Annotated in this window: 10 protein-coding genes; 2 read left to right on the top strand and 8 right to left on the bottom strand. The window is 62.7% G+C overall.

The genetic code is table 11. The annotated features are described in order from the left end of the window. Nucleotides 1–50: 50 nt before the first annotated feature. From AC1VON_RS16930 to AC1VON_RS16905, 6 genes are all read right to left on the bottom strand, one after another. A complete protein-coding gene (locus tag AC1VON_RS16930; protein WP_483124262.1) occupies nucleotides 51–1,727 on the bottom strand; it encodes an ABC transporter substrate-binding protein in 1,677 nt (558 codons plus the stop codon). After that, a complete protein-coding gene (locus tag AC1VON_RS16925) occupies nucleotides 1,636–2,301 on the bottom strand; it encodes a GntR family transcriptional regulator (protein ID WP_483124261.1) in 666 nt (221 codons plus the stop codon). Before AC1VON_RS16925 ends, AC1VON_RS16930 begins: the two co-directional genes overlap by 92 nt. Nucleotides 2,302–2,566: 265 nt before the next feature. Next, nucleotides 2,567–2,785: a hypothetical protein gene (locus AC1VON_RS16920; RefSeq protein WP_483124260.1), complete on the bottom strand. Its 219-nt coding sequence runs from the start codon at nucleotides 2,783–2,785 to the stop codon at nucleotides 2,567–2,569. A 344-nt stretch (nucleotides 2,786–3,129) separates the two neighbouring features. Beyond that, nucleotides 3,130–4,290, bottom strand: a complete 1,161-nt coding sequence (locus tag AC1VON_RS16915) for a M20 aminoacylase family protein (protein WP_483124259.1) — start codon at nucleotides 4,288–4,290, stop codon at nucleotides 3,130–3,132. A 4-nt stretch (nucleotides 4,291–4,294) separates the two neighbouring features. Then, entirely contained in the window at nucleotides 4,295–5,527 is a 1,233-nt protein-coding gene (locus AC1VON_RS16910) for an allantoate amidohydrolase (protein WP_483124258.1), read from the bottom strand. Then, nucleotides 5,524–6,732 (bottom strand): diaminopropionate ammonia-lyase, encoded by a 1,209-nt coding sequence (locus AC1VON_RS16905; protein WP_483124257.1) that lies wholly within the window; start codon nucleotides 6,730–6,732, stop codon nucleotides 5,524–5,526. The genes AC1VON_RS16910 and AC1VON_RS16905 overlap by 4 nt, the downstream gene beginning before the upstream one ends. 104 nt (nucleotides 6,733–6,836) lie before the next feature. On the opposite strand from AC1VON_RS16905, the gene AC1VON_RS16900 reads away from it, so the two are divergent. Together AC1VON_RS16900 and AC1VON_RS16895 are read left to right on the top strand one after the other, a co-directional pair. Then, on the top strand, nucleotides 6,837–7,316 hold the full coding sequence (locus AC1VON_RS16900) for an Lrp/AsnC family transcriptional regulator (protein ID WP_172351121.1): 480 nt from the start codon (nucleotides 6,837–6,839) through the stop codon (nucleotides 7,314–7,316). Between the two features lie 82 nt (nucleotides 7,317–7,398). Continuing rightward, nucleotides 7,399–8,541: a flavin-containing monooxygenase gene (locus tag AC1VON_RS16895; RefSeq protein WP_483124256.1), complete on the top strand. Its 1,143-nt coding sequence runs from the start codon at nucleotides 7,399–7,401 to the stop codon at nucleotides 8,539–8,541. A gap of 22 nt (nucleotides 8,542–8,563) precedes the next feature. On the opposite strand, the gene AC1VON_RS16890 is transcribed toward AC1VON_RS16895, so the two are convergent. Beyond that, nucleotides 8,564–10,672, bottom strand: coding sequence for a molybdopterin-containing oxidoreductase family protein (locus tag AC1VON_RS16890; RefSeq protein ID WP_483124255.1), 2,109 nt, complete (start codon nucleotides 10,670–10,672; stop codon nucleotides 8,564–8,566). A gap of 129 nt (nucleotides 10,673–10,801) precedes the next feature. Further along, nucleotides 10,802–12,679: an ABC-F family ATP-binding cassette domain-containing protein gene (locus AC1VON_RS16885; RefSeq protein WP_483124254.1), complete on the bottom strand. Its 1,878-nt coding sequence runs from the start codon at nucleotides 12,677–12,679 to the stop codon at nucleotides 10,802–10,804. Nucleotides 12,680–12,742: the final 63 nt, after the last annotated feature.

The raw sequence follows: 12,742 nt of genomic DNA, 5'->3' as shown, positions 1-12,742 counted from the left end.
TGGGGAACCGGGTTGACCGGCTCTACATGGAATCTCCATCGCTTGTGGCGTCAGGCCGAGAACCAGACGCGCTCGGCGGCGCGGTCACCCGACAAGTCCGAGACGGCACTCGGCTCAAATCCATGAACGCGAGAACTTCTTGCATCCAGGAAGTCGGCAAATACGGGGATTACGCTGGGGCCTTCATTGTTGAGAATTGCCTGCATCTCACCGTAGATTTCCTTGCGCTTGCCGAAATCCAATGCCGACTTCCCTTCTGCAAGAAGCTTGTCGAATTTCTCGTTTGACCAATAGGACTCGTTCCATGATGCGCCCGACTTATAAATAAGCGAGAACGTCTGATCGATTGGGCGGGTCAGCCAGACCGACATGCAGAAAGGCTTTTTCATCCAGGTATCCGTCCAGTAGCCGTCCGCCGGCCGCCGCTGAACTTTGAGATTCACGTCGCCGGCAGACGCGCCGTTTTGATAAATGGTGGCCATGTCGATCGCCTCCGGGAAAGCGGCATCGGAGGTGAATAGATCAAGTGACAGCGAATCCAGGCCAGCCTGCTTCAGATAGAATTTCGACTTGTCCGGATCGAACTGGTGCTGTGGCAGCTCGGCGTTGTAGTAGGGGCTCAAGGGAGAAATCGGCTGGTCGTTTCCAATGATGCCCAAACCCTTGAACATGAGGTCCAGGACCTTCTGGCGGTCAAACGCGTATTTCAGGGCCAGTCGCACATTGTTGTCGGATGTAGGCTTGACGTTGTCGAGCGCGATGAACGTCCAGTGAATTCCGCCAGGGCTGCGTACGATTTCAATGTTGGGAATCGCAGCCATGAGACCGGAAATCTTGCGGTCCACGCGGTTGATGATGTCCGCCGCACCGCTCCTCAAAGCCGTGACGCGAGCCGTCGCGTCATTCATCACCGTGGTCTCGACCGCATCAACATGCGCCCGATCAGGCTTCCAGTAATTTTCGTTGCGCTCCACGATCGAGCGAATTCCCGGCTCGAAGACACGCAACTTGTACCCGCCGGTCCCGACCAGATTTTTGAAGTCGGTGAACCCATCGGGAACGATCATCGCGTGATAGTCCGAGAATGCGTACATGAAGTCCGCATTCGGAGCGTCCAGTTCGATTGTCAGCTGGTTCTTGCCATCGGCTTTCACGTCCTTGATCGAGTTGAAAATAGCCTTCGCGCCTGATGAGGTTTCCCCTCGATGCAGGTTGATCGAATAGATAACGTCGGCAGCTTCGAGCGTCTTGCCATTGTGAAATTGCACATCCTTGCGCAAATTGATGATCCAGGATTGAGCGCCTTTCGTCTCCCAACTCTCGGCAAGCTCGGAGACGAGCTTGTTGTCTGGCGTTATCTCGACCAACTGATTGCAAATGGAGACACCGACGTTTCGAGCCACTGTTTCGGTGTATGTTCGTGGATCCAGCGAGTCGCCGGAGCTTCCGCCCGCCAGCGCCATGCGCAAGGTACCACCTTTCTTCGGCGCCTCGGCGCGAGCGCTTCCAATTCCGACCCCGGCAACGGTTGCAGCAAGTCCAAGTCTGGCCGCGCCCGACAGGATTTCGCGTCGCGTTGGCGACCAGCGCAAATCGGATGGCAGTTTCATGGCATTCCCCTTTGTTGATTGTTTGTCAGGCTGACCGACGGCGCAGTTCGGCAAAATCGCGCAGATCGTCCGCAAGGCTGCTTTCGCCGTGCTCACGAATTGCTTTTTCGGCAGCATTCGGATCGCCCGACAAAATTGCCTCGACGATCGGGCGATGCCAGCTGGTCAGGTCTATTCGGCTTGGCCAATGACTTTCCGACCAGCGATAGAGCCACTCGACTTTGTTTGAGAGGCCGAAATATTGGCGGGACAAACTGGCATGCCCCGCAAGATCAACAATCGTCCTGTGGAAACCGAGATCCGCATCGACGCGCTCGCCGCTGTCCTCGCTGGCCTCCGCCTTTTGAAGGCGGGCAAATGCCGCCTTCAATTTGCTCTCGGTTTCCTTGTTTTTGCCAACAGCGACCAGACGAGCTCCAAGGCCCTCAAGCGCGCCACGAAGCGTGTAGGTCTCCCATAGCTCTTTCTCGGATATGTCTCGAACCGACCAGCCGGAGTACGGCTGCTTCACGATCAAGTCTTCCGTCTCCAGGGCGGAGAGGGCCGCTCGGACGGTGCCACGGCCCGTACCAAGCTGTTCCGACAGGTCAATTTCGGTAAGCCGAGCCCCCGGTAAGAGCCGCCCGTGCAGTATCTCGATACGAAGCTGGGCAGCGGCTCTGTCCACGAAACTGAGTTTGTCGATTTTCATATCGGCCTCCAGCAGTATGCTTGGCGATTGTCGACAATCGATAATCGCCAGACATGTTGCTGTCAATCGTCTTCCAGATCGATTTGGACGGCGTTCCGGTGCCTGGAGCCGGGCTCTTCTTGTTAGCGCATGGGACGGAGGGGAACGCCTGCTTCAATCCATTCGCCAGTAGCGATGGTCTGCGGCCTCGGTCATCGGCCTGGACACTCCAGCGGACCGTCATGTTCCCCGCAGGCGATGTGGCCTTGCAGGTGCTGCTTCACGTTCATACCGGCGCAGCATGCTGTCTTGTGGAAATGAGATGATGCCCGAGAACGTTAACTAACGCTCGAAGTCTCTCCGGTATTTCGGCGATGCATTCCTCGAGACGCTTCAGGCGGAACTTGGCATTGCGAAGTTCGTGTCCTGCTTCAAGCCGCCGATGCCTCCCCTGAGAGGAAGTCGTCATCAGGTCGCGCTCCAGTTCGGCGATGCGCGCGCGCACCTGCCGTGCCTCCTCCTGACGCAACGCCTTTATCCAGCTCCGCCCGCGCATCCGTCTTCCCGCAAACACCCCAAGGACCCGGCGGCTTCTATGCCAGCAAGACCCTAACTTCCGGCAAGTGCGAATATTCTAAATTTAATGATCTCTAATTTAGCCAGGGATCGCCGCAACGAAGAAGGCCGGCGCCGCTTGGGAGGAGAAGGCGCCGGCCAAGCGGATAAATCAGGTCCGCCGCAGGACGAAAGCTAGCTGAGTCTTGCCCCCACGTCATGTGGGATCGCGGATTTCGGGCTTTCCCGGGCGTTTCCCCCCGGCAAAGCGCGTTGAAATGCATCCGTAGCCTGTCAAATCGCAAGCCTTTGCCTGGCAATGGCGGCATGGAAACTGGCGCCGAAAACCAGCCCATCATCATTGAAGTCGTAGCTGGAATTGTGCAGCGGCGCCGAGGCTTCGCCATTGCCGAGAAAGACGAAGCAGCCCGGCACGTGATCAAGGAAGCGGGCGAAATCCTCCGACGCTGTCATCGGCTCGCGGGCGACCGCGATGTTGCCGGGTTCGAAAACGTGTTTGGCGGCGGCGAAGGCCGCGTCGACCAGTTCGGCATCGTTGCGCAAGGGCACGAATTCCCTGGTGTAGTTGACCTCGGCGGCAACGTTGTAGGCGGCAGCGGTGCCCTCGGCGATGATGCGCATCTGCCGCTCGATCTCGGCGCTGACTTCGAGGCGGAAGCTGCGCGCGTCACCGAGGATGCGGGCAAGACCGGGCAGCGCATTGCGGGTACCGTCGGTGATCAGTTCGGTCACCGAAACCACCGCGACGTCGGCCGGGCTCAGCCGGCGTGAGACGATGGTCTGCAGATTGGTGACCAGCGCGCAGGCGGCGACCAGCGTCTCGTTGCCCGAATGCGGCCGTGCCGCGTGGCCGCCGAGCCCCTTGAGCACGATCTCGAAATTGTCCTCGGCCGACATGATCGGGCCGGCGCGGGTCTCGAAATGGCCGACGGGCAGGCCGGGCATGTTGTGCAGGCCGAAGATCTCGTCGAAGGGGAAGCGCTGCATCAGACCGTCATCGAGCATGGCCAGCGCGCCCCTGCCCCACTCCTCGGCCGGCTGGAAGATGAAGCGCACGGTGCCGTCGAAACCACCCTCGCCGGCCAGCAGCCTTGCAGCGCCGAGCAGCATGGCGGTGTGGCCGTCATGGCCGCAGGCATGCATCACACCGGGATTGCCGGAGCGATAGGGCGCGATCGATTGCTCTGCTATGCGCAGCGCATCCATATCGGCCCGCAGCGCAATCGCCCGATTGCCGGTGCCGCGCTTCAAAGTGCCGACGACACCGGTGCCACCGACGCCTTCGGTGACATCGTCCAGGCCGAATTCGCGCAGTTTGGCGGCAACGAAGGCGGCGGTGCGTTTCTCCTCGAAGCCGAATTCGGGGTGCGCGTGCAGGTCGCGCCGCCAGGCGGTCATCTCGCGCTTCAGTGTTTCGCGATCGAGATCAGCCATGTCCTCACCCTTCCAGCTCGGCAAGCTCAGTGATCACATCAAGCAAGATGTTGGCGCCGGCAACAAGCTCGGCATCCTCGGTGTGTTCATGTGGGCTGTGGCTGATGCCTCCGGCGCTCGGCACGAAGATCATCGCCGCCGGCGCGATGCGCGCGATCATCTGCGCGTCATGGCCGGCGCCCGAGGTCATGCGCCGCGAGGCAAGCCCGCGCTTCTTCGCGGCGGCCTCGATCAGTTCGACCACTCGGCCGTCGAAGATAACCGGCTCGAAGCGCGCGAGCCTTTCGACCGTCACGGCGATACCTTCGGCGGCGAGCTGTTGCAAAAAGGCCGCCAGCGCCGCCTCTTCCGCCTGCAAACGCTGCTCGTCCGGATCGCGCAGATCGACGGTGAAGACGGCGCGCGATGGAATGACGTTGATGGCATTCGGCTCCAGGCGCATCGTGCCGACTGTGGCAACGGTTGGCGCGTTGGATGCCGCCGCCCGGTCATGCAGGAAGGTGACGATGCGTGCCGCGGCATATCCGGCGTCGCGGCGCATCGACATCGGCGTGGTGCCGGCATGGTTGGCGACGCCATCGAGGGTGATGCGTTGCCAGGAGATGCCCTGCAAAGTCTCCACCGCGCCGATTGGAATGCCTTCGCGCTCCAGGACCGGCCCCTGTTCGATATGCAGTTCGACATAGATGTGCGGCTTGAGAAAGCCCGGTTCGCGGTCGCCGGCATAGCCGATGCGGGCAAGTTCCTGCCCAAGCGTGCTGCCGTCGGTCCCGACAGCGGCAAGTGCCGCCTCGACATCGACGCCGCCGGCATGGACCAGCGAGCCCATCATGTCGGGAGAGAAGCGCACGCCTTCTTCATTGGTGAAGGCCGCGACGGCGAGCGGGCGCGACGGCGAGAGGCCCGACGCCTTCAGCGTCTCGATCACCTCCAGCCCGGCAAGCACGCCGTAGCAGCCATCATAGATGCCGGCGTCGATGACGGTGTCGATATGCGAGCCGATCAGTAGCGGCGCCTTGCCTGCATTGCCGGCGCTTTGCCAGATACCAAAAATGTTGCCGATGCGATCGATGGCAACTTGGAGTCCGGCCTGGCGCAGCCAGCCGACGAAGAGGTCGCGGCCTTGCTTGTCGGTGTCGGAAGCGGCCAGCCGGGTCAGCCTGCCCTCACCGTCGCGGCCGATTGCGCCCAGTTCACGAATGCGGCCAAGCAGGCGCTGTGCATCGACCGCGATCACGGCGTTGCCTCGGCGGCAAGCTTGCCGGCCAGCACATCGGCCGGGCCCATGCCGACCAGTTCGGCATAGCGATGCGGGTCGGTGGCGCCTTCGGTGTTGATCACCAGCACCCGGGACTTACCGTCGAGGCCCAGGTCTGTTCTGTTTTCGGCCATCGCCCGGATGAGTCCGGCAAGGCCGACGCCGCCACTCTCGCCGGCGATGATCAGCGGATCGCCGCCGGATGGCTGGGCCAGCCGACGCATCACCGCGATGGCGTCGTCCTCGTCCACGGTCATGAAGGCGTCTGCGGCGCGCGCCAGCACGCGCCAGGCGACCTGCGATGCCTCGTAACATTCAAGCATGGCCATGACAGTCGGCTGATCATGCGCTACCTTGACCACACGCCCTGCCACGGCAGCCGCGACGATACATGCGGCACGTGCGGGCTCGACGACAGTGAAGGTTGGCCTGGCTTCGCCGAGCACGATGGCGAGGTGGCCAGCCACAGCGGCGGCAATGCCGCCAACGCCGGCCTGGACAAAGACGTGGGTTGGCGGTTCGCTGAGCTGGCGCAGCGCTTCGCGCACGATCGCCGTATAGCCTTGCATCACCAGGCCAGGAATGCGCTCATAACCCGGCCATGACGTATCCGACACCACGGTCCAGCCTTTCTGGGCCGCGACTTCGGCGGCTTGCCTGACCGAGTCGTCATAATTGCCGTCGACACGAACCATCTCCGCGCCATAGCGGGCTATTGCCGAGATGCGCTCGTCGCTGACCCCGGCATGGACAAAGATCACGGCCCTGGCGCCGGCAAGCTCGGCGCCTTGCGCGACAGAGCGGCCATGATTGCCGTCGGTGGCGCAGGCGAACGTCATCTTTGCCGCGACCGAGCGAACATCGGGTCGATCGAGATCCTCGACATCGACGGGGCGGCCAAGCCGCTTGCCTGCCTCCTCCAGCACAAGGCGGAAGACGGCATAGGCGCCGCCCAGCGCCTTGAAGCTGCCGAGGCCGAGACGAAAGCCCTCATCCTTGACGTGCAGCGCAGCGAGGCCGAGTTCGCCCGCCAGCGCCGGCAGCGCGTGCAGCGGCGTCATCGCGTGATTGTCGCGATGGGCAAGAAAGCGCTCGACCGTATCCGCGCCGGCGATCCCAAGGGTTTCGGCGTCGGCCGCATCAAGCGGCTTGCCGTGCAAGGCATTGCGATTGGGCAGGAACACTGGCGACCTCCTTGGCATCAGGCGAAACCATATTGCAGGACAGGCGCAAAGAGCGCTGTAATTGGGCCTTCGAAATGCAAGTTTGTTTCGTTGGGATATCGCCATTGCCGCCATCGCCGCCGCCGCTCGACAGTTTCGATCTCGCCATCCTTGCCATCCTGCAGCGGGACAACACGACGCCGCAGCGCCTGATCGGCGAAGCGGTGAACCTGTCGGCACCGGCGGTGCAGCGCCGCATCAAGCGCATGGAGCAGACCGGGGTCATTGCAAGCCATGTCGCCATCATCGACCCCGCGGCGGTCGGCCAGCCCCTCACCATCTTCGTCGAGGTCGAGCTGGAGAGCGAGCGCACCGAACTGATCGACGCAGCCAAGCGGCAATTCTCGCAAACGCCTGAAGTGCAGCAATGCTACTACGTCACCGGCGAAGCCGACTTCATCCTCGTCATCACCGTGGCCGACATGGGGGCCTATGAGGCGCTGACGCGAAAACTGTTCTTCGGCAGCAACAATGTCCGGAAATTCCGCACCTTCGTCGCCATGGACCGCGTCAAGGTCGGGCTGACGGTGCCGTTGCCGGACTGAGCCTTGCCGGCAGGCAAGGCCCCCGCCGGACCCGCCATGCTTTTGACATTCTCAGGACGCGAATTGAGCGGCGGAGGCGCGCTTGGACGATACCACCCCAGTTGCGATCATCGGTGCCGGGCCGGCGGGCCTGGCTGTTGCCGCATGCCTGCGCCAGGCCGGCGTCGACTTCATCTTAATCGAAAAAGAACAGCAGGCCGCACCCGCATGGCGGCGGCACTACGAGCGCGTCCACCTGCATACCACCAAGCGCTATTCGTCCCTGCCCTTCGCGCCCTTCCCGAAGCATTATCCACGTTATGTGCCGCGCGATCTCTTCGTCGACTATATCGATGCCTATGCGCAACGCTTCGACCTGCGACCCCATTTTGGGGAAACGGTGGAAGCGATCGCCCGGGAGGACCACGGCTGGCGTGTGGAGGCGACATCCGGTCCGCTGCGCGCCAGGCATGTGGTGATTGCGTCAGGCTACAATGCCGAGCCCTTGCGTCCCGGATTTGCTGGGATCGACACCTTCACGGGCAAGACATTGCACAGTGCCGACTATCGCAATGCCACGCCTTTCGCCGGCCAGTCGGTGCTGGTCGTCGGCATGGGCAACACCGGCGCGGAGATTGCGCTCGACCTGGCGGAAAACGGCGCAAAACCGACGATTTCCGTGCGCGGCGGCGTTCATATCGTGCCGCGTGAGCTGTTCGGCGTGCCCATCCAGATGGTCGGCATGGCGGCGCGGCTGGGGCCGCAACGCGTCAATGACGTTCTCTTCCCCCTCATCCTCGACCTGGTGCTGGGCAGGCCGGAAAAATATGGGCTCAAACGGCCGAGACAGGGACTGCTGCAACAGATTGCGGCCGCATCGCGCATTCCGGTGATCGATGTGGGCACCATCGACAAGATCCGCGAAGGTGCGATCAAGGTCGCGCCCGATATCGCCGAGATCTCGGAGCGCGGCGCCCGTTTTGCCGACGGCAAGCATGGCGAATTCGACGCGATCATCTTCGCCACTGGTTTCCGGCCGGGCTATGCCAAATTTCTCGAGCCCGGCATCCAGCCAGACCGCAGTGGCGTCACCGCACGGGCCTCGGATCTCGGCCTCTATCTCGTTGGCTTCCACAATGCGGTCACCGGGTTGTTGCGCGAGATCGCGATCGAAGCCCAGGCGATCGCCGATGACATCCATTACCGGCTGAACAGAAAAAGGACCACCGAAATCCTGCCGATATAGTCGGCCCAGCGCTTCGCCCGGCTCAACTTGCCTTGCGCAGCCAGACCTTGTTGTCGTGGAAGGCGGCGCCGCCATAGGGCGCCGGCGCATCGGCGCCGGTCAGCACGTTGATGCCCTCGCCGCGCTCATGCGCGCTGTTCGGCCAGATGCCTTCGGCGATCACCACGCCGCGCTTGATGCCGTCGAAGAATTTCGCGTGCAGCACCAGGTCGCCCCGCCGGTTGCCCACCTCGACACGGTCGCCATCGGCGAGCCCCAGGTTAGCCGCATCGTCTGGATGCAGGAGCAGTGCCGGCCTGCCTTCCTTTTCCTTCGACACCGGCGTCTCCGCAAAGGTCGAGTTGAGGAAGTTGCGCGCGGGCGAGGTCGTCAGCCGGAACGGATGCGCCTCGTCGGCCACCTCGATCAGATCGACATGGTCGGGAAACTCGGGCAGCCGTTCCACCGGCCCGAACAGGCCCATGCTCTTCGGCGGCCGGTTGGGAGCCGCCTGGCCGGTCCAGTCGGCACGGAAGCGGAATTTTCCATCCGCGTGGCCAAATCCTTTAATGAAATGCGCGGTCTCGAAATCAGGTTGCAAATCCACCCATTTCTGCTCTTTCAAGCTGTCGAAGCTGCCCAACCCGCGCTTGCCGAGAATGATGTCGATGTGCTGGTGTTCGGTCAGGCCAAAACCCGGGCGATCGGCGACACCCAGGCGCTCAGCCAACTGTTCGATAACGAAATGGTTGGTGCGCGGCCCTTCCGGAGGGTCGATCAGCTTGGGGCCGAGCGTGATGTGCTGGTTGCCGCCGCCTTTGTAGACATCGTCATGCTCGAGGAACATCGTCGCCGGCAGCACGACATCGGCGAGCTTGGCCGTGTCGGTCATGAACTGCTCGTGCACGCACGTGAACAGGTCTTCGCGCCGGAAACCCTGCGTCACCAGCCGCTGCTCGGGCGCGACGTTCACCGGATTGGTGTTCTGGATCAGCATGGCCGTCACCGGCGGGCCGCCATAAAGCGCGTCGCTGGCTCCGGTCAGCACCGGGCCGATGCGCGAATGGTCGAGATAGCGGATCGAGGGATCGCGCATCCTTGAGCCTTCCAGCACGTCCTGGTTGAGCTTGAAGATGCCGGAATTGGAATGGAAGGCGCCCCCGCCCTCATATTGCCAGCTGCCGGTGACCGCGGCGATGCAGGACGCGGCATGCATGTTCACCGCCCCGTTGCGCTGACGGGCAAAGCCATAGCCGAGGCGGAAATAGGTTTTCCTGGTCGTGCCCACCAAGCGGGCAAAGGCCTCGATTTCGGCCACTGAAAGGCCGGTGATCGCGGCCGCCCACTCCGGCGTGCGCGTCCTCAGATGCTCTTCCAACCCCTTCGGGTCGTCAGTGTATTTTTCGAGATAGGCATGGTCGGCCAGGCCGTCCCTGAACAGCACATGCATGACCGCGCAAGCCAGCGCGCCGTCGGTGCCGGGCTTCAGCACCAGGCCCATGTCGGCCTGCTTCATGGTCGCGTTTTCATAGACGTCAATGACGACGATCTTCGCCGCACGCTCCTTGCGCGCCTTGATGGCGTGGGTCATCACATTGACCTGGGTGACCACGGCATTGGTGCCCCAGATCACCACGCAGTCGGATTTCGCCATCTCGCGCGGGTCGGGCCCGCGCAGGGCGCCTGCCCCCATCATCCAGCCGGTCCAGGCGAGATTGGTGCAGATCGATCCGAAGAAGCCCGAATACTTTTTCGCGTGACGCAGCCGGTGGATGCCGTCGCGCTGAACCAGTCCCATCGTGCCGGCATAGAAATAGGGCCACACCGTCTCCGAGCCGTATTTCTCTTCGGCCGCGATGAACTTTTCGGCGACGAGATCGAGTGCCGCCGCCCAGCTCGCTTCCTGCCAAGCGCCGTCGCCCTTGGCGCCGGTCCGCACCAGCGGCTTCAGCAGCCGGTCGGGGTGATGGACACGGTCGGCATAGCGCGCAACCTTGGCGCAGACGACGCCCGATGTGTAGCTGTTGGCTTTGGCGCCATGGACGCGGCCAATGCGGTTGCCCTCGAGCAGTTCGATCTCGAGCGCGCAGGTCGACGGGCAATCATGCGGACAGGCCGAATGGCCGATGCGAAGCTTGGCGTGCTGGTTCATGGGGTGAGGTTAGCCGGTTCCAGACATAGCGTGTAGGGCCAGATTTGCCGACAAGCTGCGTTTGGGAGACGTCTTTTCCACCTGCTACCGCATAACGGTAGCTCACCGTCCCTTTGATGGGGGGGTAAATCACTCCGCCGTGCCTTCCTCATATTCAGCCGACATGGTCAGCCATTTTTCCTCGTGGCCGGCCAACGTCTGGGCGAGCTGCGAGCGTTCCTTGGCCAGGCGTGTCGCGGTCGACGGGTCCTTCTCGTAGATCGCCGGGTTGGCCAACTCGTCCTCGATGCCGTCGATGCGCTTGCGGATGCGGTCCATCAGCGCCTCGGTGGCGCGGATTTCCTTGGCCAGCGGCTCGAAAGCGGCGCGGCGCGCTGCCGCATCGCGGCGGCGGTCGGCTTTTGACGCCTTGTCCGCCTCGCGCTTGCCACGGCGATCGCCGGACACGCCGGTGACCAGCGTCTTGTAGTCCTCAAGGTCGCCATCATACGGGTTGACCGCCCCGTCCTTGACCAGCCACAGCCGGTCGGCGGTCGCCTCGAGCAGGTGGCGATCATGCGAGATCAGGATGACGGCCCCGGGAAATTCGTTGAGCGCATGGATCAGCGATTCACGGCTGTCGATGTCGAGGTGGTTGGTCGGTTCGTCGAGGATGAACAGGTTCGGCCCCTCGAAGGCCGACAGGCCCATCAGAAGACGCGCCTTCTCGCCGCCGGACAGGTCCTTGGCGGGCGTATTCATCTTCTCGGTGGTGAGACCGAACTGGGCGACGCGGCCGCGCACCTTCGATTCCGGAGCCTCCGGCATCAGCCGGCGGACATGCTCATAGGCATTTTCCTCCGGACGGAGATCGTCGAGCTGGTGCTGGGCGAAGATCGCCACCTTCAGCCCGGGCGCCACGGTCATGGTGCCGCTCTCCTGCTTGAGCCGGCCGGACAGCAATTTGGCGAAAGTCGACTTGCCGTTGCCGTTGGCTCCGAGCAGCGCGATGCGGTCGTCGGCGTCGATGCGCAGCGTCATCTTCTTCAGGATCGGCTGGCCTTCGGTGTAGCCGACATTGACGTTGTTCAGCGCAATGATCGGCGAGGCAACCGTCTTCACCGGTTCGGGGAAGGAGAACGGCCACACCGAATCGTTCACGATGGCCGCGATCGGCTTCATCTTTTCCAGCGCCTTGATGCGCGACTGCGCCTGCCTCGCCTTGGAGGCCTTGGCGCGGAAGCGCTCGACGAAGGATTCCATATGCTTGCGGGCGGCTTCCTGTTTGACCCTGCCCTTTTCCTGCAATTCCTTCTGCTCGGTATACTGGCGCTCGAACTGGTCGTAGCCGCCGCGCCAGAAGGTCAGTTTCTTCTGGTCGAGATGAACGATCGAATTGACGGCGCGGTTGAGCAGATCGCGATCGTGCGAAATCAGGAGCACCGTGTGCGGATACTTCGACACATAGTTCTCCAGCCACAGTGTGCCTTCGAGATCGAGATAGTTGGTCGGCTCGTCGAGCAGCAGGAGGTCTGGCTCTGAAAACAGCACGGCGGCGAGCGCCACGCGCATGCGCCAGCCGCCGGAGAAGGACGAGGCCGGACGGCGCTGCGCCGCATCGTCGAAGCCAAGGCCGGCCAGGATGGTGGCCGCGCGGGACTCGGCCGAATGCGCGTCGATGTCGGCCAGCCGCATATGGATGTCGGCGATGCGGTGTGGATCGGTGGCGGTCTTTTCTTCTTCAAGCAGCGCCGTACGCTCGAGGTCGGCCTTGAGCACGATCTCGATCAGCGGCTCCTCGGTTCCCGGCGCTTCCTGCGCCACCTGGCCGATGCGCGTGTTCTTCGGCAGGCTGATCGAGCCTGTCTCGGAGGGAAAATCGCCGGTAATCGCCTTGAACAGCGTTGTCTTGCCAGTACCGTTGCGACCGACAAGACCGGCCTTGGTGCCGGCCGGCAAGGTCAGCGAGGCATGGTCGAGAAGCAGGCGCCCGGCCATGCGGAGCGAAAGGTCATTGATGATCAGCATGGCCGCGCTTTTGCACCGGACATCGACGCTTCGCAAGACCTTGCGGACCGGTTGGCCGCACAA

The sequence above is a fragment of the Mesorhizobium sp. HAY1-8B genome, assembly GCF_056868045.1.
The sequence above is the reverse complement of the archived record's forward strand: the minus strand, read 5'-3'. Positions and strand labels throughout refer to the sequence as shown.